The sequence below is a fragment of the Streptomyces sp. Je 1-4 4N24 genome (genome assembly GCF_026239515.1).
GTDB classification, from domain to species: Bacteria; Actinomycetota; Actinomycetes; order Streptomycetales; family Streptomycetaceae; genus Streptomyces; species Streptomyces nigrescens.
In genome coordinates this window covers 5,312,574-5,336,000 of sequence record NZ_CP110836.1, presented here as the reverse complement: position 1 = coordinate 5,336,000, position 23,427 = coordinate 5,312,574, and the positions used below count along the sequence as shown (strand labels likewise).

The following is a 23,427-nucleotide window of genomic DNA, read 5'->3' as shown; positions in this document are numbered from 1 at the left end:
CCGGACCGTGGACCGATCTCCTTGGACCGTTGACTGCGGGTGGCTCAACGGGTCCTCACCTCCGACGCTACGACCGGAGGGGGCGGATGCGAATCGGTCTCCGGTACCGGCCCGGACGGGAGGGCCGTACACCGCTGGTCCTAGGGCGCCCCCGGCGCGGTCGCCCTCCCCGGTCCGTCAGGCCTCGCAAGGGGCTGCCTCCGGACGCACCCGCCCGCCGTCACCCATCCGGCACGGTGCGCTGCCCTGTGTCACAAGTACTGCGCGAAGTCGTCCAGCGTCCGCAGTACCTCCGCCTCCCCGGCCGGTGGCAACTGCAGCACCACTTCCTGCAGCCCCAGTTCGCGGTAGTGCGCCAGCTTGCCGGGCGAGGGGTGGACCGCGTACGGCACCACCACCGGCTCACCCGTGCGCCCGGCGTCCGACCAGGCCTGCCGCAGCACCGGAACGGTCTCGGTCAGCCCCCGCCCGCCGATCGGCAGCCACCCGTCCGCGTACTCGGCGATCTGCCCGAAGAGCTTGGGTCCGGCCGCGCCGCCGAGGAGGATGCGCGGCGCGCCGTGGGCGGGCTTGGGGTGCGCGAAGGACGCCCGTACGGACCCGAACGTGCCCTTGTACGCGGTCGGTTCCGCGGCCCACAGGGCGCGCATCAGCGCCACCCGGTCGCGGGTCAGCTCGCGCCGGGTCGACCACTCCACCCCGTGGTCCGCGGCCTCTTCGACGTTCCAGCCGTAGCCGATGCCGAGGGTGAAGCGGCCCCCGGAGAGGAAGTCGAGGGTCGCGACCTGCTTGGCGAGGTCGACCGGGTCGTGCTGCGAGACGAGGGTGATGCCGGTGCCGAGGGCGAGCCGCTCGGTGACCGCGGCGGCCTGGCCGAGCGCGATGAACGCATCAAGGGTGCGGCCGTATTCGCGGGGCAGCGGCTCGCCCATGGGAGCCGGGGTGTCCCGGCTGGCCGGGATATGGGTGTGCTCGGGGAGATAGAGACCGGCGAATCCGCGCTGTTCCAGCTCGCGGCCCAGCCGGTCCGGCCGGATCGTCTCGTCGGTCAGGAAGATCGTGGTCGCGATCCGCATGCTGGGACACCTCCGCGTCGGGCGTGTGCGTGACCGCATGGTGCCTCACCGCCCGACAGTTATCCACAGCCCTTTCCCTCGGTGTCGCACCCGCGTACAACAGTTTTCACACGGCGCGACGAGCCTGCCGCGAGGCGGCACGTATCGGACACGACACGACGTGGGGGCGGGGATGGAACGACGCGATGTTCTGAGACTTTCGGCGGTTGCGGGCGCGACGGGCGCGCTTACGCTCGGACGTGTGAGCTTCGCCGACGCAGCGCCCGCGGGTGCCCGGCCCGGAGGCAGGGCGGGGGAGCAGACCCGGCGGGTCACCGGCCATCTGCCCACGGGCTCACCCGACTTCGTGTATCTGCCGGTCGAAGTGCCGCGCGGGGCGCGTGAGATCGCGGTGGCCTACCGCTACGACAGACCCACCGTCCCCGAGGGCACGGCCGGTAACGCCTGCGACATCGGCATCTTCGACGAACGGGGCACGGACCTCGGCGGCGCCGGCTTCCGCGGCTGGTCGGGCGGCGCACGGACGGAGTTCTTCCTGCGCGCCGACGAGGCCACCCCCGGCTACCTCCCGGGCCCCGTCAACGCCGGCACCTGGCATATCGCCCTCGGCCCGTACACCGTCGCCCCGCAAGGGCTGTCCTACGACGTCACGATCACCCTGAAGTACGGCCCCCGGGGCCACACCCCGGCGCCCGTCCATCCGCCCGAGCGCGCCCGGGGCCGGGGCCGTGCCTGGTACCGCGGCGACAACCATCTGCACTCCGTCCACTCCGACGGCAAGCGCACCCCCGCCGAGATCGCCGCGCTGGCCCGCGCCGCCGGACTGGACTTCATCAACACCTCCGAGCACAACACCACCTCCGCGCACGGTGCCTGGGACGGCCTGTGGGGCGATGACCTGCTGATTCTTACCGGCGAGGAGGTCACCACCCGTAATGGGCACGTGGTGGCCATGGGCACCGACCCCGGCGTCTTCATCGACTGGCGCTACCGGGCCCGCGACAACGCCTTCGGGAAGTTCGCGCGCGCCATCCGCCGGGCCGGAGGCTTGGTCATCCCGGCCCATCCGCACGCCACCTGTATCGGCTGCAACTGGAAGTTCGGGCTGAACGAAGCCGATGCGGTGGAGGTCTGGAACGGCCCGTACACCCCCGATGACGAGATCACCCTCGCCGAGTGGGACAACACCCTGGTCGCCCACGCCCAGGGCCGGGCGGACTGGCTGCCGGCCGTCGGCCACAGCGACGCCCATCGCGACCCCGATGTCGTCGGCCTGCCGCAGACCGTGGTGCTCGCCGACGATCTCTCGCGCCGGGCCCTGCAGGACGGCATCCGGGCCGGCCGGGTCTGGATCGCCGAGTCGTCGAAGGTCGGTCTGTCCTTCTCCGTCACCGGTGAGCGGGGCGAACACGCCGGAATCGCCGAGCGGCTGGCGGTCTCCCGTACGACGAAGGTCACCGCGCGGCTGACGGTCTCCGGCGCCCCCGGCTGCACGGTCTCCTTCCTCACCGACCAGGGGCGGCTGTACTCCACCCCGCTGCCGCCCTCGGGCGACGGCACCGTCAGCTGGCGGACCACCCCGGATTACGCCGCCTACATACGCGCGGAAGTCCGCCACCCCTCGACGACACCGGGCATGCCGGGCCCCATGGCGGCCATGACCAACCCGGTCTTCCTCGGCCGCTGGGGCTGAGCCCGACCGGCTGAGACCGACCGGGCGCGGCGGACGGCGGGCGGCGAGCAGCGCCAGGCGTGCCTCCGCCGCGAGTTGGGTTGGCCAGAGTGGGGCCGGGTGGTGCTGACCGGCTCACCCCGGCCACACGATCGCCTGCAGCTCGCTGTACGCATGCAGCGCGTACGAGCCTACGTCGCGCCCCACCCCGCTCTTCTTGAAGCCGCCGAACGGCGCTTCCATGTTCCGTCCGAGGGTGTTCACGCCGACCCCGCCGGCGCGCAGCTGCCGCGCCACCCGGAAGGCGCGGGCTACATCGCCGGACCACACGTAGTCGATGAGCCCGTAGTCGCTGTCGTTGGCGAGGGCCACCGCCTCGTCCTCCTCGTCGAAGGGCAGGACGACGACCACCGGGCCGAAGATCTCCTCCCGTACGACCCGCATGTCCCGGGTGCAGTCGGCCAGCAGCGTCGGTGCGACATAGAAGCCTCGCTCCGGCGCGGACGGCCGTTCGCCGCCCGCCACGACCCGGGCGCCTTCCTTCCTGCCCAGCTCCACATACGACTCGATCCGGTCGCGGTGCGCCGCCGAGATCACCGGCCCGACCACCGTCCCCGGCGCACGGGGATCGCCGACCGTCAGCCGCCCGAGGTACCGCGTCAGCCGCTCCACCAGCGCGTCGTACACCCCGCGCTGCGCGATCACGCGCGTCGGCGCGGTGCAGATCTGCCCGCTGTAGAAGGAGTACGTCGTGCCGATGCCGGTCACCGCCGAGTCCAGGTCCGCATCGTCGAAGACCACCGCGGCACCCTTGCCGCCCAGTTCCATGAGCTGGCGTTTCATACCGCGACCGCACACCTCGGCGATGCGCTGCCCGACGGCCGTCGAGCCCGTGAAGCTCACCATGTCCACATCCGGCGCGTCCACGGCCGCCTCGCCGACCGCCGGGGAGGCGCCGCTGACGACGTTCACGACCCCCGGCGGCGCCCCCGCCTCCGCGAGCGCCGCCGCCATCCGGTACACCGAGAGCGGGTCCTGTGGGGCGGGCTTCACCACGACGGTGTTGCCCATCGCCAGGGCCGGGGCGACCTTGCCCGCCGGGTTGGCCCACGGGTTGTTGTAGGAGGTGATGCAGGTGACGACGCCGACCGGCTGCCGTACCGCCAGGGCACCGAGCACACCCGCCTTCCCCATCGGCCCGGCCTCGTTGATCTGCGGCGGAAGCCCCTGCTCCACGGGCTCCAGCGCCCCCTTCGCATACCGCCGGAAGCGCGCCACCGCCACCGCCACCTGCATGCCGCGCGCCGTGCCGGTCGTCGCACCGCTCTCCGCCTGCGCCAGCTCGGCGTGCGCCGCGAAGTCGCGTTGCAGCACCTCGGCGGCCCGGTCGAGGATCTCGGCACGCCGCTGCGGCGCCGTACGGGACCAGGTGTGGAAGGCCTCGCCCGCCGCGGACGCCGCCTCGTACACCTGCTCCCGGCTCGCCTCGGGCGCGAGCCCGACGACCGTCTCCGTCGCCGGGTCGATGACCTCGTAGTGGCCGCCGTCGGGCTCGACCCACGCCCCGTCGACGAACAGCCGTTGCGGGGACGTCACTTGGCGCTCACCGCCACCGTGCCCGGCGCGCCGCACCGCAAGCCACCCAGGCTCCGCGCCACGCCCCGCACCACAGGCTGCCGCTCGCCCACGACCGCTACCTCGCCCGCACCCCACCCCACGACAACCGTCGCCTCGCCCGTCCCCCGCGTCCCCAACCCCACACCCGTCACTTCGTGCTCACCGTCCTCGTGTCCCGCCCCGACCGCAGCACCGTCCCCGGGACCGCGCCGGTCACCACGTCCTCGCGGATCGTCTCGACACCGTTGACCCACACCGCGTTGATGCCGATCGCCTTGGAATCCAGGCGCGGGCTGTCGCCGGGCAGATCGTGCACGAGCGTGGCCTTGCCCGCGTCGATCCGCTCCGGGTCGAAGAGGACGAGATCGGCGTGCCGGCCCTCCTCGATACGTCCCCGCTCCCGCAGGCCGAAGAGCTGTGCGGGGTCGTCGGTGAGCATCTTCACGGCCTGTTCGAGACCCATCAGCTTGCGGCCGCGCAGACAGTCACCGAGGAAGCGCGTCGTGTACGGGGCGCCGCACATCCGGTCCAGATGCGCGCCCGCGTCCGATCCGCCGAGCAGCACGTCCTCGTGCCGCCAGGTCTCGGCGCGCAGGGCCCAGGAGTCCGGGTCGTTGTCGGTGGGCATCGGCCACAGGACCGTCCGCAGCTGGTCGTTGGCGCAGATCTCCACCAGGCACGCGAAGGGCTCCTGGCCGCGCTCGGCCGCGATGTCCTGTACGACGCGCCCGGTCAGGCCCTCGTTCGCCGGGGAGTAGGTGTCCCCGATGACATACCGGCCGAAGTGGGTGAGCCGCCGGAAGACGCCCGCCTCCTTGCTGTCCGCGCGCCGCAGCATCTCGGCCCGGACCCCGGGGTCGCGGAGCTTCTCGATCCGTTCGGGGACCGGCAGGCCCAGGATGTCGCCCCATCCGGGGATCAGGTTCAGGGCGCAGAAGGTCCCCAGGGACATGTTCATGGGGGTGAGGATCGGCATCGTCAGGGCCACGATCCGGCCGCCCGCCTCCCGGGCCCGTGCGCTCGCGACCAGCTGCCGCGGCACCCGCTCGGGCACGGCCGCGTCGATGGTCAGCACATTCCAGTTCAGGGGGCGCCCGGCCGCCGCGCTCATCCCGGTGAGCAGCTCGATCTCGGCATCGCTGAACTGGTCGAGGCAGCCGGCCACGATCGCCTCGATCTGGGTGCCCTCGTGCTCACCGACGGCCCGCGACAGCGCGAGCAGCTCGGCCGGCGCGGCGTGCCGGGAGGCGACCGGCTGCCCGTCCCCGTCGGAGTGGGTGGCGGACTGGGTGGTGGAGAAGCCCCACGCGCCGGCCGCCATCGCCTCGTGGAAGAGCGCGAGCATCCGCTCCAGCTGGGCGGGCGTCGGCTGCCCGCCGACGGCGTCCTCCCCCATGACATAGCGGCGCAGTGCGCAATGTCCCACCATGAAGCCCGCGTTGACGGCGATCCGCCCCTCCAGGGCGTCCAGGTATTCGCCGAACGAGCTCCACGACCAGGGCGCGCCCTCTTCGAGCGCCACCAGGGACATGCCCTCGACCTTGGACATCATCCGGCGGGTGTAGTCGGCGTCGGCGGGCCGCTCCGGGTTCAGCGGGGCGAGCGTGAAACCGCAGTTGCCGCCCGCCACGGTCGTCACCCCGTGGTTGAGCGAGGGCGTCGCGTACGGGTCCCAGAAGAGCTGCGCGTCGTAGTGGGTGTGCGGGTCGACGAAGCCGGGGGCGAGGACGAGCCCGGTGGCGTCCTCACTGCTCCTCGCCTCCTCGGTGACGGTGCCGGGCGGCGCGACGACGGCGATACGGCCGTCACGGATGCCGACATCGGCGGTGTACGAGGGCGTGCCCGTCCCGTCCACAACGGTCGCGCCCTTGATCAGATGGTCGAGCACGGTGTGCGCCCCTTCCCCTCGGCGGAATTCAGCTGCCCGCGGCCGGCCGGAACCGGGTCGTGCGGTGCACCGGATCCGTGTCGATCTTCGGGATCACGTGCTCGCCGATGAGCTTGACCGTGTTCATCGTGTCCTCGTACGAGATCCCGATCGGCAGCCCGAAGCTCAGCTGGTCGGCGCCGGCCTGCTCCCAGCGCTTGCACTGCCCGAGCACCTCGTCCGGGTCACCGCAGATCATCAGCTCCTCGGCGATCAGCAGCTCGATGATCTCGGTGGTGTAGTCGGGCAGCAGCTCGGGCCACTCGGGGATGCCCTCGGGCCGGGGGAAGGTGTCGTGGTAGCGGAAGACCAGCGACTGAAGGTAGTTGAGTCCGCCGTTGACCGCGATCTCCACGGCCTTGTCGTGCGTCTCGGCACAGATCGCCGTCGAGGTCACCATCACGTTGTCGTTGACGAAGTCACCGATCGGCTCGGCATCCCGGATCGCCGTCTTGTACTGCTCCAGCACCCACTCCATGTCGGAGACCTTCTGCACGCTGAAGCCGAGGACCCCCAGGCCCTTCTTCGCCGCCATGGCGTACGAGGTCGGCGAGCCGGCCGCGTACCACATCGCCGGGTGCGAGGCCCCGTACGGCTTGGGGAAGATCTTGCGCGGCGGCAGCTGCCAGTGTTTGCCCTGGAACCCGGCGTACTCCTCCTGGAGCCACATCTTCGGGAACTCGGCGATGGTCTCTTCCCAGATCTCCTTGGTGTGGTTCATATCGGTGATGCCCGGCAGGAACCCCAGGATCTCGTGGCTGCCGGCGCCCCGCCCGCTGCCGAATTCGAAGCGCCCCTCGCTGAGATGGTCGAGCATGGCGACCTTCTCGGCGACCTTCACCGGGTGGTTGACCTGGGCGAGCGGGTTGAAGATCCCGGATCCCAGATGGATCCGCTCGGTCGCATGGGCCAGATAGCCGAGGAAGACGTCATTGGCGGAGAGGTGCGAGTACTCCTCCAGGAAGTGGTGCTCGGACGCCCAGGCGTACTTGAAGCCGGACTTGTCCGCCTGGATGACGTACTCGGTCTCCTCCATCAGCGCCTTGTGCTCCGCGAGCGGGTCGGTCTCGGCCCGCTTGCCCACATATCCCTGTACAAAGAGCCCGAATTCCAAGGAGGTTCACCGTCCCTGTGCCATATCTGACGCACCGTCAGATTCGATGTGTGCCGACTGTTCCACCGCACACGGAGAGCGTCAATAGCCGCCACCGCAGGACATGACGAGCTGTCAGATGATGCTGACCCCCGCCAGCCACCCACCGTCGACGACGAACGGCTGCCCCGTGATGTACGACGAGTCCTCGCACGACAGGAAGAGCGCCAGCTTGGCGACCTCCTCCGGCTGCCCGATCCGCCCCAGCGGCACCAGCTTCTGGTAGAGCTCGTCCACGGCCCGCTTCGACTCCGCCGGATCGATGCCCGGGTCGAGCGCGGCCGGGTTGGTCATCGGGGTGTCCACCGCCCCCGGGCACACCGCATTGACCCGGATCTTCCTGGCCGCCAGCTCCACCGCGGCGACCCGGGTCAGCCCGAGGACCGCATGCTTGGTCGCGGCATACGCACCGACGAAGGCCATCCCCGTCAGCGCCGTGTAGGAGGCGGTGTTGACGATCGTGCCGCCACCGGCCGCCTCGATCTCGGGCGCCACCGTACGGATCCCCAGGAAGCAGCCGACCTGATTGACCTGCACCACCTGCTGGAACTCCTCCAGCGGCGTCGACACCAGCTCGTTGAAGCGCAGGATCCCCGCGTTGTTGACCAGGCCGTCGATCTTCCCGAAGGCGTCCTTGGCGGCGACGGCCGCGGCCTGCCAGTCCGCCTCCTGCGTCACATCCAGATGGACGTACCGCGCGGCACCCTCCCCCAGCTCCTTGGCGAGCGCCTCACCCTGCCCGTCCAGCACATCCCCGAGCACCACCCGCGCGCCCTCCGCGACGAACAGCCGCGCCTCCTGCTCCCCCTGCCCCCGCGCCGCACCGGTGACGATGACAACCCGCCCGTCGAGCTTGCCCATGCCTGCCACTCCTCCACTGGTGAGAACGTGACCGCTGGAGCGTGCGCCGTCAGTCGTTGAGCAACGGCGCGACCTCCGCCCCGAACGCCACCATCTGATCCGTCAGTTCCTCGCGGCTCCGGCTGCGGAACCGCACCTGAATCTGCTGTACGCCCATCGCGCGGTACTCCCGCAGCGAGTCGGCGATCCGCTCCGGCGCCCCGGACAGCGTCCGCCGGCCGACCGCCCACCCCGGCTCGCCGACGTACAGCGGCTCGGCGATGGTGCCGATCACAACCGGCTCCTCGATTCCGGCCGCCTCCCTCAGCCGCCGCAGCCTTGCGATCTGTCCGGGCAGCTGTTCGCGCCGGTCCCCCTGCGGGAGCCAGCCGTCGCCACGCTCCGCGGCCCGCCGTACGGCGGCGGGCGAGGAGCCGCCCACCCAGATCGGCGGCCGCGGCGTCTGCACGGGCCGCGGCGCCTGGCCCAGCCCCTCGAACGCGAACCACTTCCCCGCGAACTTCGGGAACTCGTCCGGCCCCAGCGCCGCCTTCAGTGCCTCGACGGTCTCGTCCAGCACCGCCCCACGCCGCCCGAAGTCCACCCCGAGCGCCTCGAACTCCTCCGGTACGTGCCCGGCACCCACCCCGAGGATCAGCCGCCCGCCGGAGAGCCGGTCCAGCGTCGCGTACTGCTTGGCCGTGATCAGCGGATGCCGGAGCCCGACCACCGCGACATGGCTGAGCAGCCGGACCCGTTCCGTGACCGCCGCCAGATGCGCGAGCGTCGCCACCGGGTCGTACCAGACGGTGCTCATCGCCTCCGCCAGCCGGCGCGGAATCGCCAGGTGCTCACAACAGGCCACGTACGCGAACCCGCACCGGTCCGCCACCCGCGCGATCTCGACCAGATCAACGGGCCCGGCAGCCGCCTCCCAGCTCTCCGCAAAGAGCGTGCTCTGCGACTGCACCGGCAACTGCATCCCGCACACCAGCCGCCCGCCCTCCGGCCGCCACACCCCATCACGCACGCCGTCCACCGGCACCCTCCCGCCATCTGACGAACCGTCATATGTATCGGCGCGAGACATCGTGGCGCCTGGCGCCTCATCAGACAAGGGCGGCGTCGGGGCGCAATCGGCTACGCGGCGCCCCGGGAGGCCCGCCACATCGTGTGTTCGCGGCTGATCGCCTCCTCGGCGTCGGCCACCTCCTGCGTCCAGTCCGACTCCTCATGGGTCGCGGACAGCCGCTGGTGCACGATGCTCAGCTCGGTCGCCGCGAAGGTGTAGGCGCGGCCGAGCGACTCGTACTGCCGCACCGCGAACCAGGCGGCTCCGGCACCCAGCACCGCCGCCAGCACACCGGGCAGATCGAAGTCGATGACCTCCAGCAGGCGCAGCACGGCGGCGAGCACACCCAGCCCTTCCACCACGATGAGGCCGATCCGCCAGCGACGGGCCAGCGCAACGTTCATGGCCGCCTTGGTCCCGTACCACTGCTGCTGGTCCGCGATGCGCCCGGTGAGGTACGCCTGCTTACGGACCGCGAACGGGCTGCGGCGCAACTCGCCCATGGCCGGGGTGGCGGCCATCGAGCCGACCGGGACGATGCTATCGGCCGGCGCCTCCCTGAGCAGGACCTCCAGCCGCTCGTGGAACCTGCGTTCCGCGGTGTCCGCGGGCAGCGCGGCCGGGAACGGCTCGCCCGCCACCGCGTACCGCCAGGACAGCGTCTTCGCCGACTCCGCCAGGGCACGTCCGTCGTACCAAGCGCGCTCCGGCCGCTCCGCGAGCATCCACACCTCTAAGTAGACGGTCGCCAAGAAGGCCAGGAGCACCACCGCCACCGCGGCGTCCTTGCCCGACACCGCGCAGACGGCGGCCAGGATCGCCAGCACCAGACGCCATTTGTGCCCCACATATGGCGGCGCTGCCCCGAAAGAGAAGCGGCGTCCGCCGACCGGAACACCGCCGGAAAATCCGCTTCGCCGAGTATCTGCCCCTCGCTCACCGCAGCCCGCCCCCTCGCATCCCGCAACATGAGTCCGAAATACGAAAGAAGTGTAGAGCCGATCGACGGGGCCATCCTGGCATTCAGGGAAGGGGACCGGGACGAGGACGAGACGGGTGCGGTGACACCAACTTCACGGCTGCAAGGCGCCGTTGCCACCCTCCCCGGCGATGTGGATGATGCGGCGACGGGGACGCGCGGTGGCCCGCACCCGACCTGACGACGGGGGAACCGGAATGGCTGGTCAGAACGTCTCGCAGCACACCCACCGATATGATGCCTTCCTTTCCTACAGCCATGCGGCCGACAGCGCCAAGGCCGATCATCTTCGGCGAGGGCTGCAGAATTTCGCGCGCAGCAGCTGGCGGCAGTTACGCGCGCTGCGCATCTTCCTCGACAATGCCTCGCTGTCGGCGAACCCTGGGCTGTGGCCCGAAATCGAGCGTCATCTCGCGGATTCCGGCGCCTTCCTCCTGCTCGCCTGCCCGAGGTCCGCCGGCTCGGACTGGGTGCAGAAGGAGATCAACTGGTGGCGCGCCGGCCTCGGGGCGCGGCGGATGCTGATTGTCGTCACCGGTGGCGAGCTGAAGTGGGACCACGGGGCGGGGGACTTCGACTGGGAGCACACCACCTGCCTGCCACGCACCATGGCGGGGATGTTCAGCGACGAGCCGCGGTGGGTCGATCTGCGCTGGATGTCGGAAGAGGATCCCGGCTCGCTGCGGGACTCGCGCTTCCAGCAATGCGTGGCCGACCTGGCGGCCCCGCTGCACGGGCGCCCCAAAGAGGATCTGATCGGTGCGGACGTCACCCGGCAGCGCAGGACGAAGCGGCTCGTACGCGGTGCGCTCGCCGTCATCACCGCTCTCGCCGTTACGGCGGGCCTGGGATGGGTGAACGCCGTCCAGCAGCGGGACGAGGCCCAGCGGCAGGCCCGGCTGGCGACCTCCCGGCAGCTGGCCGCGACCGCCCTGAACCTCAAGGACGGAAATCTGCGGCTGGCGTCGCTGCTGGCGATCGAGGCGTACCGCATGCAGGAGTCGCCCGAGGCCATCGCCACGCTGAACCGGCTCTCCACGGACAGCCCTCACCTGGTGAGCATGGTGTCGAGCGCGAAGGACATCAGCGCGCTCGCCTTCAGCACGGACGACAAGGCGGTCGCCGTCGGGGACGAGGGCGGTGCGGTGGCGGTATGGCGCGCCGACGGCCGCGCCCTGCGCGCCCGGACCTCGCTGCCGGGCCGTATCACGGCAGTGGGCTTCAGCCAGGACGGGAAGCGGCTGGCCGCCGGGGACGGCAAGGGCAATGTGGGGGTCTATGACCTGACGCGCAAGACACTGCGGCGGCTCGCTCCCCGGCCGAAAAGCGTTTCCTCGCTGGGATTCGGCCTGGCGGGACAACTGGCCGTCGTGGACGACGACGGCACGGTGGCACTGTACGAGGAGAGCGGCAAGAAGGTCCGTTCGAAGCGCCGCGGGCACTCCGGCAAGGTGACCGTCTTCCAGAACGTCGATTCCCACCTTCTGGTGCGCGACGGGGTGGGTGGCGGCGCCCTGTACACGGTGCCCGAGCTGCGCACGGTCCTGGAAAGCAATCAGCTCTCGGTGCCCGCGGGCCAGTACGTGGCGGCCGTCTCCAACGGTGGCCGCTGCTTCGGCTACCTCAAATTCGGGCAGTTGATCAGCACTGGACTACCGAAGCTCAAGGGCCATGAGTCCCTCGCCGGCACCTGCCCGGACTTCCCCGCGCTCCCCAACGAGGAAGCCAGGCTGCTGGCGCTGTCCGACAACGGCCGGATGGCCGTGGGCACGGCATCCGGCATCACGGTGGCCGACGCGCAGACCAAAGGGCAGTCCGGCCAGCTCCGCAAGCTCACCGGTGTCGGCCGCCCCTCGCTGCTGCAGTTCTCGGACACGGGCGACAGGCTCGCATCCGCACACGGCAGGACGGTCGCGCTGTGGAACTTCCAGCAGTCTTCCCGGACGGCTCATCCGCACGGCCTGCCCCTCTCGGACGACCAGACCATGATCCACAGCCCGGCGCTGGCCGCCGGGCCGGACGGCCAGGTCGCCTGGAGCAACCTCATGCAGGACGACCCCTTCGGCAAGGAAACCAGGCTGCACGTCTGGAGCCCGAAGCGCCGCGGCCTGCTCGTGGGCGGGGACGCCCTCCTCTACGACGCGCTTGCCTTCAGCCCCGACGGCCGGACCCTGTACGCCGGCCAGGGCGGCGAGGTGCAGTCATGGCAGATCCAGGACACCCGCTTGGTGAAACGGCACACGGTGACCTTCTCCGGACGGCAGGACGACTACCGGGACCCCGTCATGATCGCCCCGCGCGCGGACGGCACCCTGGTCATCACCACGGACGACGGGGCCGTCCATGTCGCCGACCCGTCGGCGCAGCGCACCCGGATCGCGGTACCACCCGGTACCGGCGACCCTCAGCGCGGGCTGCTCTCCTCATTGAGCGACAACGGCCGGACGGCCGCGGTGGAGAACACCAAGGGCGCCGTCGACCTCTACGACGTCGGCTCCGGCCGGAAAATGCAGTCGGTTCGCCTGGACGGCGAGAAGGTGAATGCTCTCGCGCTGGCCGGCGGGGGACACGCACTGTTCCTCGACGGCAGCAGAGGAACCTTCGCCCGCTGGGACCTGGACGAACAGCGGTTCCGCTGGCAGAGCGACGAACCGAACGGGGCCCGGGTGACCGCGAGCGCGGACGGCCGTACGGTCCTCACCCTGGCCGACAGCGGCGCCTTGACCAGGTGGGACGCGGACACCGGGGACCGGCTGGGCGGCCCCGACATCCCCATCCCGCCCCACACGATGTCCGGGTTCGGCGGCATCGGGGAGCACACCGGCTTCGTGATGGACCGCGCAGGCACCCTGTGGACAGCCACCGAAGGCGGCGAGGTCCTCTCCTGGGACTTCTCGGTGAGCTCCTGGATCGAGGGCCTATGCCGGATCGCCGACCGCAATCTGACCGACGCCGAATGGCGCCGCTATGTGGGGACCACCCCGCCGTCCCGGCCTACCTGCGAGTGACGGCACGGCAGAACCGGCGCGGCACCGAATAGGCCCGGCGTCTACTCGCCCGCGGGCGCGCCGCCACCTTGCCCCTCGGGGCCGCGACCTGCCGCGGGCGGACGTGCACCCCGGCTTTCCGCGACCCGGCGCATGTCCCGCAGCGCCGCGGTCAACCCGGTGGCAAGGTAGCGGAGCTCCCTCGCCGTTGCCCTGGAGTCGCTCAGCATGTGGTCGGCATGGCCGAGCAGTTCATCCGCCATGCCGAGCTGCAGGCTCTCGATATCGTCCGCGACCCGGGATACGTAGCCCGTGCCGTCACCCGCGAGGAAGCACGGCTTGCCCTCCGGGGTCGACCACGGCAGCAGCCGGAACGTTGTCTGTGGCTCGTTCATGGCGCGGCCACCTCGACCCCGTGCTCCGGGCGCGGTCCGAGAACCACGCCGTCCACGGCCAACCAGAGGGTGCGACGGCGGGAACCTGGGCGTTGTGCCCGCTGTCGCCGCTCGTGCGCGACGACGTACGGGCGGACCATGACCGTGTCCTCACCCGGCCTTACCGGCACGCGCGTCAGACACCCCGCCGGTGCGGCCGCGCGGGGTGCGGCGGGGTAGACGCCGACCGCCCGATGGCGGCCCAGCGACGGCAGCAATAACCGCAAGAGCGGCTCGAAGATACGGGCGATACAGCGCGGCATGTCGACCTGCTTTCCTCAGGTTGGCCATGCCTCCGGGCCGCCTTTGCCGCGGTCGCGGGGGCATTCGGTAGTCGTACGACGACTGACCGTAGGGGCCCTGAGGAGGGAGAGGGGTCACACTTTGTGCCCCCTCGTTCAGGCCGCCAATACGCCGAGCTTGACGGCAAGTTCGCTCGCCCGGCGCCGCTGGGCCGGGTTCTTGGACTCCGCCTCTTCGAGGACGATGCGCCGCGCATAGCCGTTGTACCGGACGGTTTCCGGTGCCGCCTCGTGGGCCTTGCCGAGGGCTGCCAAGGCGGCCTCCGCCTGACCATCGAGTTGATATCCGCGCGCTTCCTCGATCCGGTGTCGCGCACGCCGGGGGCGGGAGGGAATCGTCGTGGAATCCGCGGCAGCCGCCTGTCGCACGCTCTCCGCCCCCGCGTGCAACTCGACTGCGACGGTGACGGCATGGGCTCCCATGACAGCTCGGGAGAATGAGGTCACGGGGTGGTAGTAGTCAGCGGGCAGCCGCTCCGCCATGGCACGCGCCGAATCCCAATATCGCCAGGCAGTTCCGGTGTCCCCCCGACGAGCTGCGGTATATCCCGCCTCGAATTGCAGCGCTCCGGCAATGGCGAGCACATCGTCGGGCGCATCCGGCAGGAACGCTTCCAGGTAGCGGAGCGTTTCCAGATTCACCGCGTCGGCAGCGTCGAAATGTGCGTGCCCACTGTCACGGTGCGCCTGAGTCGCCAGCCACGCCGAGATACCGATGGCGTGAGGGTCTTCGGATTCCTGTGCGGACATCATTCCGCGCTCCACGACCCGCCACAGCAGGGACGCATCCGGCTGGTACGCGAGAAAGAACTGGCTCAGGCTGTACGCCTCGGACAACAGTCTTTGCGCCGCTCGCCGCTCGCTCGCCGAATCGGCTTGCATTACCGCCAACTGCGTGTCCCGGATGAGCTCGGGCAGGAGAGCCCCGATGACGTCGCGATGGTTCGGGGCGGAATGCCGGGCACCCCACGCGCGGACAAGGCGCTCCCGAAGGTGCGCCGGCGGTGGAGCTTCCCGTCGCGTCGTCAAGGGGAACGTGTTGAGGGCCGCCCTCACTGCGGGCAGTCGGACGTGCCCAGGCCCGGTGAACATGGCGATCGCCATCGACTGATCACCCGTGAGGTCGGAGAGATCCCTGACCCTGAGGGCCTCCGCAATACGCAAGACGGTCGGCAGCTTGGGCATCTGCAGGCGCCCGCCCTCGATCTGCTTGACCCAGCTCGGCGACTTCCCCAGCAGCCCGGCCAGGACGTTGCGGCTCATCCCTCTACGGGTCCGCAGGATCTGCATGCGCTGACCAAAGGCAACCGGCTCGGCGAACGGGTCCGGCGTGGCATCTGAAGACACAGCCTTGCCCCTCTCTGTGCAGCTCGTCACTGCCAGAGTACGGGGCTGGGCCCTCCTTGTTGATCCCTTGTGGAAACCGCTGCTGCGGCGGGCCGGGGCGGATCGCGTACCGGGCCATCCGGACGGATGGCGTCCGTCCGCCCCCGCCAACGCCTCGCACCAACCCTGCGACGACTCGGCAATCACCGCGACCTCCCGGCAGTTGCCGACGTCCTGGAACGGGCCCAAGCCTGAGATCAAACCGGCGCCGTTGTCATCTCCACCCACCGCAGATACGCGTCGGACCCGGCAACGATCCGCACAGCAGACACCTCCGGGCTCTGCCACGGGTGGCGCTCCAGCAGATGCGCCTCGATTTCCTCGTATCGGTCGGCACGGACCTTGAGGAGAAGCTGCCACTCCTCGCCCGTGCCGAACTCGCCCTGATGCCAGAACACGGAGACGACCGGCCCGACGATCTGCGCCCCTGCGGCGAGCCGCGCGGAGACGACCGACTGCGCCAGCTTCACAGCCGCCTCGCGGTTCTCCGTCGCGGTGGACACCTGAAGAAACTCAGTCATGCGGCGGCCATATCCCCGACTCGGCAAAGGAGGGGCCGGCGTGGAGGACTGAGGACTGCGCGCACCCCTTCCCCCTCAGCTCCCGGCCGGAGTCCCCCGCCTCAGCCCCCCTCCCCCGCCCAAAGCCCCTCCCCCGTCAACCCCAGCAGCTCAATCGCATTCCCCCGCACAATCCGTTCCACCACATCCGCCTCCAGGTGCCCCATCTGGGACTCCCCGACCTCCCTCGACTTCGGCCAGGTGGAGTCCGAGTGCGGATAGTCCGTCTCGTACAGCACATTGCCCACACCTATCGCGTCCAGGTTCTTCAGGCCGAAGGCGTCGTCGAAGAAGCAGCCGTAGACATGCTCGGTGAAGAGTTCGGACGGCGGGCGGAGGACCTTGTCGGCGACGCCGCCCCAGCCGCGGTTCTCCTCCCAGACCACGTCAGCGCGCTCCAGGACGTACGGGATCCAGCCAATCTGGCCCTCGGCGTACATGATCTTCAGGTTCGGGAAGCGGTCGAACTTGCCGCTCATCAGCCAGTCGACCATCGAGAAGCAGCAGTTGGCGAAGGTGATCGTCGAGCCGACGGCGGCCGGGGCGTCGGCGGAGGTCGAGGGCATCTTGCTGGACGAGCCGATATGCATGGCGACGACCGTGCCGGTCTCGTCGCAGGCGCGCAGGAAGGGATCCCAGTAGTCGGTGTGGATGCTGGGCAGGCCCAGATGGGGCGGGATCTCGCTGAAGCAGACGGCGCGGACGCCGCGGGCCGCGTTGCGCCGTACCTCCGCGGCGGCCAGCTCGGCGTCCCACAGGGGCACGAGGGTGAGCGGGATCAGCCGGCCCTGCGCCTGCGGGCCGCACCACTCCTCCACCATCCAGTCGTTGTAGGCGCGCACCCCCAGCAGGCCCAGCTCACGGTCCTTGGCCTCGGTGAACGTCTGGCCGCAAAAACGGGGGAAGGTGGGGAAACAGAGGGCGGACTGGACGTGGTTGACGTCCATGTCGGCCAGACGGTCGGGGACGCTGAAGGAGCCCGGACGCATCTGCTCGTAGGTGATGCCCTCGAGCTTGATGTCGTCGCGCGCGTAACCGACGGCCGTGTCGAGACGGGTCAGCGGACGATGCAGGTCCTCATAGACCCACCAGTCGGCTATGGGCCCGCCGTCACCCACGTCACCCATCTTTGGGGCGAACTTTCCGCCCACGAACGTCAGCTCCTTCACGGGCGCCCGGACGATGCGCGGGCCGACGTCGCGGTACTTCGACGGGAGCCGGTCCCGCCAGACGTTGGGGGGCTCCACCGTGTGGTCGTCCACCGAGATGATCTTGGGGAAGGTCTCCATGGCGGATACGGTAGCGCCGATCTGACGATGCGTCAGCTATGCGGAACGGGGTCCTGAGACCAGGGGGCGCACGGAAGATTCACCTCCGCGCCCCCTGTGCGCGCCACTCCATCCCCGGCACCGATCACCCGAGGAGGCTTTGTGCACGGTCCGGACCCCTACTGACGTAAGCAGCCACGACAAGGCAGACTGGCCGTTGCACACAGCGAGGTAGTGCGCACAGCGCGAATCGATGCCACACACGGCAGGGGGGCACCATGGACGACGGTCCGGGGCGGGAGCGGCTCCGCTTCACCGTGCTCGGTCCCGTACGGGCTTGGCGCGGCGCAACACCGCTGGCAGCGGGCTCTCCGCAGCAGCGGGCGCTGCTCGCCGCACTACTGCTGCGCGGCGGACGCACCGCCACCGCGGCCGAACTCGTCGACGCCCTCTGGGGCGACGAGCCGCCGCATGCCGCGCTCGCCGCGCTGCGCACCTACGCCTCCCGGCTCCGCAAAGCCCTGGGCGACGACGCCGCAACCCTGGTCAGCGAGTCCGGCGGCTATGCGATCCGCCCGGTGGACGGCCGTCCCCTGGACCTCGACGCCGACCACGCCGAGCAGTACGCCGCCGAGGCGGAGAAGGCCAAGGCGTCCGGCGACCGCACCCACGCCCGTGAACTACTGGACCAGGCACTGGCGTTGTGGGACGGCGAGCCGCTGGCCGGCCTAGCGGGCCCGTACGCCGACACCCAGCGCACCCGTCTCCACGAGTGGCGGCTGTCCCTCACGGAGTCCCGCCTCGAACTCATACTGGAAGCCGGCTGCCACGCCGACGCGGTGTCCGAGCTGACCGCACTCACCGCCGCCCACCCGCTGCGCGAGCGACTGCGCGAACTGCTCATGCTCGCCCTGTACCGCAGCGGACGGCAGGCCGAGGCGCTCGCGGTCTACGCCGATACCCGTCGGCTCCTCGCAGACGAGCTGGGGGTCGACCCGTGCGCCTCGCTCTCCGACCTCCATCAGCGGATTCTGCAGGCGGACCCGGATCTGGACGCGCCCGCCGTCAGCTTTGACTCGGACCCCGCAGGCCCCGCCGTGGTGCGCCCCCAGCAACTCCCGGCCACGGTGGCCGACTTCACCGGCCGCGCCGCCTTCGTCTCCGAACTCGGCGACCAACTTGCCACCGCCGAGGGCAGCGTGATGGCCGTCTCGGCCCTGACCGGCATCGGCGGCGTCGGAAAGACCACCCTCGCCGTGCATGTCGCGCACGCGGCCCGCGACCACTTCCCCGACGGGCAGCTCTACGTCGACCTCCAAGGCGCCGGCCACACCCCCTCCGAACCCGTTGCCGTCCTGGGCGCCTTCCTTCGCGCCCTGGGCACACCCGATGCCTCCATCCCCGATGGCCTGGAGGAGCGTTCGGCCCTCTTCCGCTCCCTCCTGGCCGGCCGACGTGTGCTCGCCCTCCTGGACAACGCCCGGGACGCCTCCCAGGTCCGGCCGCTGCTGCCCGGCACGGAGGGCTGCGCCGCCCTGATCACCAGTCGTGCCCGCATGATCGACCTGGCCGGTGCACATCTCATCGATCTGGATGTGATGAGCCCGGAGGAAGCACTTGCGCTCTTCACCCGCATCGTCGGCGAGGAGCGCGTCACCTCGGAGCGGCAGGCCGCCATGGCCGTCGTCGGGGCCTGCGGTTTCCTCCCGCTGGCCATCCGCATCGCCGCCTCCCGGCTGGCCGCCCGCCGTACATGGACGGTCTCCATCCTGGCGCGCAAGCTCGGCGACGAGCGCCGGCGTCTGGACGAACTGCGGGCCGGCGACCTCGCCGTCAAGGCCACCTTCGAACTGGGCTACAAGCAGCTGGAGCCCGCACAGGCCCGTGCCTTCAGGCTTCTGGGGCTGGCGGACGGCCCGGACATCTCGCTCGCCGCGGCCGCCGCCGTACTCGACATGGACGCCGAGGACACCGAGGAACTCCTCGAATCCCTCGTGGACACCTCACTCCTGGAGTCCGCCGCACCGGGACGCTACCGCTACCACGACCTGGTACGCCTCTACGCGCGTTCCTGCGCCGAACGCGATGAACACCCGCCGTCCGAGCGGGATGCGGCGATCTCCCGGCTGCTGGACTTCTATCTGGCAACCGCAGCATGTATGTACGCGCTCGAGCGTCCGGGTGACCGGTTGATCGACCACATGGAGAGCACCAGCTACCCCGGCCTCGTTTTCGCCGACCGTGCGGCGGCATTGGAATGGCTGTTCAACGAAGCCGGGTGCCTGCTCGCCTGCGCTCGGCAGTCCAGCAGCCCGGACACCCTGCGACGGGCCGCCGATCTGTTGCAGCTCACGAAGGACCTGGCCGAATCCGGTGCCGACGCGCTGCAGTACGAGCAGGCCAATGCCGCGCTGCTGACGGCCGCCCGGGAGGCCGGGGACCAGCACGCGGAAGCACGTTTCCACCTTGCGCTCACCTATGTCCGCACGTTGTCGGGACGGCTGGACGAGGCCGATGAGAACGCCAAGTCCGCCATGCTGCTCGGACTTGCCTCCGAGGACCCCTACGTATCGTCGTTCGCACCCAACGACCGTGGGATCATCGCCAACGCGCAGCACCGGCATGCCGACGCGGAGGGCTACCTCCGACAGGCCCTGGCCGCTTTCCGCGACGACGAGAACCGGCAGGCCGAGGCCAGCGCGCTGTGCAACCTTTCCCGCGTCTATCTGGACACCGGGCGGGTGGACAGCGCCATCGATCTGGCGGAAGAGGGGCTCTCGATATACCGCCAGCTGGGGGCCAAACGCCGTCTTGCCAACGGCATGTACGCCCTCGCTCTCGCCTACACCCAGGCCATGCGGCTGGAGGAGGCGACCGAGCAGCTGACCGGCGCACTGGCCATCTTCAGGGACAGCCGGCAGCGCTTCTGGGAGGGCATGACCAACTTCCGGCTCGCCGAAGTCGAGCTCGCCGCCCGCCGTCCCGCCACCGCCGCAAACCATGCCGAACAGGCGCTGACCTCATTGCGGGGCATCGGCGGCGATTCCTGGCGCGCAACGGTACTGACCACGCTGGGGCGCGCCCTGCACGCACTCGGGCAGACCGGCCGTGCGCGCGTGTGCTGGCAGGAGGCACTGGCGACTTTCGAGCGTCTGGGATCCTCGGACGGCATCGCTGTCCAGGCACTTCTCTCGCCTACCGCGGTCGCATAAGCGCGTCCGTCCAACGGTGGACTCCGACGTTTATCGATCGTTCATCGCGGCGGGCCACTCTTATCAGCATCGAACCGCCGCCTCGGGGGGCAAGCGGCTCGGTGCCCAGGCCGCGCAGTTAAGGTGAGCGGCCATGCTACGCCCGTCCGGCGGCCCACGGGGGAGTCGCCGGCCGGGTGACCAAGCAGTAAGCGCCCACACAGGAGTTGATCCAAGTGACCGCCGACAACAAGGCCCCTGTCCCAGGAGACCGGGACATCATCCGGCCCATGGACAACCACCAGCCCATCAGCGGAGCCGGCGTCACCACGCAGGTGAAGAAGTCGGACGACCGGGATGTCCTCAAGCCCATGGACAACCACCAGCCCATCACTGGGGCCGGTGTCACCACCCAGGTGAAGAAGTCGGACGACCGGGATGTCCTCAAGCCCATGGACAACCACCAGCCGATCGCCGCGCCCCTGACCGATGACAATCACCAGCCCACCCCGGGGAGCGGCGCTTCTCAGAAGGGCTGACACCCGTTCATACGACTCCGGGTGAGGGCCCGTCGAACCAACGGGGGGTATACGGGGGCTCGCAGGCCAACGGGGGGGTATTCGGGGGATCGCAGGGGCCGGTTTCGATGGCGTGGAGGGGATGCCGTCGAAAGCCGGTCCCTGCGGCGTTTTGCCTTCGCGGGGCAAAACTGGCGACATTTATCCTATTTCCCTGATGATCGAACATCTGCCCTCAATTGCCGCTAGCTTGTTTCGGGAACAGCAACCTTCCCTGGCCCCTGAGGAGTTGGAATGACCCACACAAAGAAGGCCTTTATCGTCACCGCCATCGCGCTGGTCGCGCTGGGCGGCGCCACGCTGCCGGCCACGGCCGACAACCACATGCCCGCCCCGCCCCACTCCCTGGCGATCCAGGACAACCACGCACCGGTGATACCGCTCAACAGCCACACCCCGGTATCGCCGCTGGACAATCACATGCCCTGATCGCACCACCGAGCTATCGCGCCAAATCGCACGACTCGGCCGCTGATACTCGATCCGGGATGTGGCACGAAAACGGGGGCCGGGCTGACGCTCGGTCCCCGTTGCCATTCGCTTCTGCCTCTTGAGGCCGCGGGTGACGGTCAGCCATACCGCGGCACGCCCCACAATCTTTCGTGGAATACGGTGCGATGAAGCTGCCGCGGGGACCCCCCTCTTCCGCGGGCACTGCACACCCCTCGCCGAGCGCCGCCGTCGCGGCCGCGCCCCTTTCCTGACACCAGAGCTGACGCTTCGTCAGCTCTGGTGCTACAGTCACGCGGCACTCCCCGCCCCGCTCCGCTCGCAGCCAGGAGGCGCGCCGTGTTCGAACCCGCCCGTATACAGACGCTCTGGGAACTGGTCGAGTACCGTGCGCGGGCCTCGTGCGGGATGCCGATGTTCTTCGACGGGCACGGGCGGAGCGTCACCTTCGACGGGGTGCGGGACGAGGCGCTGCGGGTGGCGGCCGGGTTCCGGGAGCTGGGGATCGGGGCCGGGACGCGGGTGGCCTGGCAGTTGCCGACGCGGATCGGGACGGTGGTCGCGTCGCTGGCGCTGGCCAGGCTGGGGGCCGTACAGACACCGGTCATTCCGCTCCACCGGGAGCGTGAGGTCGGCTTCATCCTGGCGGAGTCGGCGGCGGAGTTCGTCCTCGTACCGGGCGTGTGGCGGGGGTTCGACCACACCTCGATGGTCCGGAAGCTCGCCGGGGACGGGGTGCGGGTGCTGCCGGTCGGGGACGGGCTGCCCACGGCGGACCCGGTCGGGGACGGGCTGCCCACGGCGGACCCGGCCGGGCTGCCCGCTGCGGCACCGGTCGGCGACGGGGCCACCACCTGGATCTACTACACCTCCGGCACCACCTCCGATCCCAAAGGGGTGGAGCACACCGATGCCGGCCTCATCGCCGGTGGTGTCGGGCTGGCCACCGCGCTCGGTATGTCCGCGGACGACACCGGCTCCATCGCCTTTCCGTATGCGCACATCGCCGGTCCGGACTATGTCATCGCGATGCTGGTCAGCGGGTTTCCCGCGGTCGTCCTGGACACCTTCGAGCCGGGCCGCGCGGCCGCCGTCTACCGGCGGCGCGGGGTCACCATGGCCGGCGGCAGCACCGCGTTCTACCAGGCGTTCCTGGACGAGTCGCGCCGCTACCGGCGGCGGCTGCCGCACGCGGGGCGGCTGATTCCGTCGCTGCGGCTGCTGTCGGGCGGCGGGGCACCGATGCCGCCGGAGCTGTATACGGCGGCCGGCCGGGAGCTGGGGTGTGCGATCGTGCACGGCTACGGGATGACCGAGTGCCCGATGATCGCGATGGGGACGCCGTACGACAGCGACGAGCAGCTGTCGCGGACGGTCGGCAAACCGGTCGCGGGGGCGCAGGTGCGGATCGTCCGGCCGGACGGGTCCACGGCCGGCACCGGGGAGACCGGCGAGGTCACGCTCAAGGGGCCGATGCTCTTCCGCGGGTACACGGATCCGGCGCTGACCGCGGAGGCGTTCACCGCCGACGGCTCCTTCCGCACCGGCGACCTGGGGCGGCTGCGCCCCGACGGGCATCTGGTGCTGACCGGGCGGCTCAAGGACATCATCATCCGCAAGGGCGAGAACATCTCCGCGCAGGAGATCGAGGATCTGCTCCACACCCATCCGGCGGTGGCGGAGGCCGCGGTGATCGGGCTGCCGGACCGGGAGCGCGGCGAGCGGGTGTGCGCGGTCGTCACACCCACCGATCCTGCCGCACCGCCGCTCACCCTGGCCGGGCTGACCGCGCATCTGCGGGCGGCCGGGCTGATGACCCAGAAACTGCCGGAGCAGCTGGAGACCGTCGGCGCGCTGCCGCGCGGCGGGCCGCTGAACAAGGTGCTCAAGACGGTGCTGCGGGAGCGGTATACGGAGTAGCCGGAGCCGTACGGC

17 protein-coding genes are annotated in these 23,427 nt (G+C 70.4%); 6 read left to right on the top strand and 11 right to left on the bottom strand.

What is annotated here, in order from left to right; all coding sequences use genetic code 11:
* Nucleotides 1-251: 251 nt before the first annotated feature.
* Entirely contained in the window at nt 252-1,076 is an 825-nt protein-coding gene (locus SLV14N_RS23435; RefSeq protein ID WP_263270925.1) for a TIGR03619 family F420-dependent LLM class oxidoreductase, read from the bottom strand.
* 172 nt (nt 1,077-1,248) lie between these two features.
* Between SLV14N_RS23435 and SLV14N_RS23430 the strand changes: the two genes are divergently transcribed.
* Nucleotides 1,249-2,769: a CehA/McbA family metallohydrolase gene (locus tag SLV14N_RS23430; RefSeq protein WP_263270924.1), complete on the top strand. Its 1,521-nt coding sequence runs from the start codon at nt 1,249-1,251 to the stop codon at nt 2,767-2,769.
* Nucleotides 2,770-2,883: 114 nt separating this feature from the next.
* On the opposite strand, the gene SLV14N_RS23425 is transcribed toward SLV14N_RS23430, so the two are convergent.
* From SLV14N_RS23425 to SLV14N_RS23400, 6 genes are all read right to left on the bottom strand, one after another.
* On the bottom strand, nt 2,884-4,344 hold the full coding sequence (locus tag SLV14N_RS23425) for an aldehyde dehydrogenase family protein (RefSeq protein ID WP_263270922.1): 1,461 nt from the start codon (nt 4,342-4,344) through the stop codon (nt 2,884-2,886).
* A 169-nt stretch (nt 4,345-4,513) separates the two neighbouring features.
* Entirely contained in the window at nt 4,514-6,253 is a 1,740-nt protein-coding gene (locus tag SLV14N_RS23420) for an amidohydrolase family protein (RefSeq protein ID WP_263270921.1), read from the bottom strand.
* Nucleotides 6,254-6,281: 28 nt separating this feature from the next.
* Nucleotides 6,282-7,406 (bottom strand): LLM class flavin-dependent oxidoreductase, encoded by a 1,125-nt coding sequence (locus SLV14N_RS23415; RefSeq protein WP_208683290.1) that lies wholly within the window; start codon nt 7,404-7,406, stop codon nt 6,282-6,284.
* 114 nt (nt 7,407-7,520) lie between these two features.
* A complete protein-coding gene (locus tag SLV14N_RS23410; RefSeq protein ID WP_263270919.1) occupies nt 7,521-8,306 on the bottom strand; it encodes an SDR family NAD(P)-dependent oxidoreductase in 786 nt (261 codons plus the stop codon).
* Nucleotides 8,307-8,355: 49 nt separating this feature from the next.
* On the bottom strand, nt 8,356-9,267 hold the full coding sequence (locus SLV14N_RS23405) for an LLM class F420-dependent oxidoreductase (protein ID WP_263273246.1): 912 nt from the start codon (nt 9,265-9,267) through the stop codon (nt 8,356-8,358).
* A gap of 158 nt (nt 9,268-9,425) precedes the next feature.
* Nucleotides 9,426-10,205: a DUF4231 domain-containing protein gene (locus tag SLV14N_RS23400; protein ID WP_263270918.1), complete on the bottom strand. Its 780-nt coding sequence runs from the start codon at nt 10,203-10,205 to the stop codon at nt 9,426-9,428.
* Nucleotides 10,206-10,533: 328 nt separating this feature from the next.
* On the opposite strand from SLV14N_RS23400, the gene SLV14N_RS23395 reads away from it, so the two are divergent.
* A complete protein-coding gene (locus SLV14N_RS23395) occupies nt 10,534-13,344 on the top strand; it encodes a toll/interleukin-1 receptor domain-containing protein (RefSeq protein ID WP_263270917.1) in 2,811 nt (936 codons plus the stop codon).
* 41 nt (nt 13,345-13,385) lie between these two features.
* Here the strand turns inward: SLV14N_RS23395 and SLV14N_RS23390 are convergent, their stop codons facing one another.
* From SLV14N_RS23390 to SLV14N_RS23370, 4 genes are all read right to left on the bottom strand, one after another.
* Entirely contained in the window at nt 13,386-13,718 is a 333-nt protein-coding gene (locus SLV14N_RS23390; protein WP_263270916.1) for a hypothetical protein, read from the bottom strand.
* Between the two features lie 437 nt (nt 13,719-14,155).
* On the bottom strand, nt 14,156-15,406 hold the full coding sequence (locus SLV14N_RS23380) for a helix-turn-helix domain-containing protein (protein WP_263270914.1): 1,251 nt from the start codon (nt 15,404-15,406) through the stop codon (nt 14,156-14,158).
* Between the two features lie 236 nt (nt 15,407-15,642).
* A complete protein-coding gene (gene cutA / locus SLV14N_RS23375; protein ID WP_263270913.1) occupies nt 15,643-15,966 on the bottom strand; it encodes a divalent-cation tolerance protein CutA in 324 nt (107 codons plus the stop codon).
* 101 nt (nt 15,967-16,067) lie between these two features.
* Complete coding sequence (locus SLV14N_RS23370) at nt 16,068-17,294, bottom strand: amidohydrolase family protein (protein WP_263270912.1); 1,227 nt, start codon at nt 17,292-17,294, stop codon at nt 16,068-16,070.
* Between the two features lie 257 nt (nt 17,295-17,551).
* Here SLV14N_RS23370 and SLV14N_RS23365 point away from each other — a divergent pair, with 257 nt between their 5' ends.
* From SLV14N_RS23365 to SLV14N_RS23350, 4 genes are all read left to right on the top strand, one after another.
* Nucleotides 17,552-20,485 carry a BTAD domain-containing putative transcriptional regulator gene (locus tag SLV14N_RS23365; protein WP_263270910.1) on the top strand — a complete coding sequence of 978 codons (2,934 nt, stop codon included), beginning with the start codon at nt 17,552-17,554 and terminating at the stop codon, nt 20,483-20,485.
* A 269-nt stretch (nt 20,486-20,754) separates the two neighbouring features.
* Nucleotides 20,755-21,003, top strand: a complete 249-nt coding sequence (locus SLV14N_RS23360) for a hypothetical protein (RefSeq protein WP_263270908.1) — start codon at nt 20,755-20,757, stop codon at nt 21,001-21,003.
* 273 nt (nt 21,004-21,276) lie between these two features.
* Nucleotides 21,277-21,471: a hypothetical protein gene (locus SLV14N_RS23355; RefSeq protein ID WP_109890510.1), complete on the top strand. Its 195-nt coding sequence runs from the start codon at nt 21,277-21,279 to the stop codon at nt 21,469-21,471.
* A 360-nt stretch (nt 21,472-21,831) separates the two neighbouring features.
* On the top strand, nt 21,832-23,412 hold the full coding sequence (locus tag SLV14N_RS23350) for a class I adenylate-forming enzyme family protein (protein ID WP_263270905.1): 1,581 nt from the start codon (nt 21,832-21,834) through the stop codon (nt 23,410-23,412).
* Nucleotides 23,413-23,427: the final 15 nt, after the last annotated feature.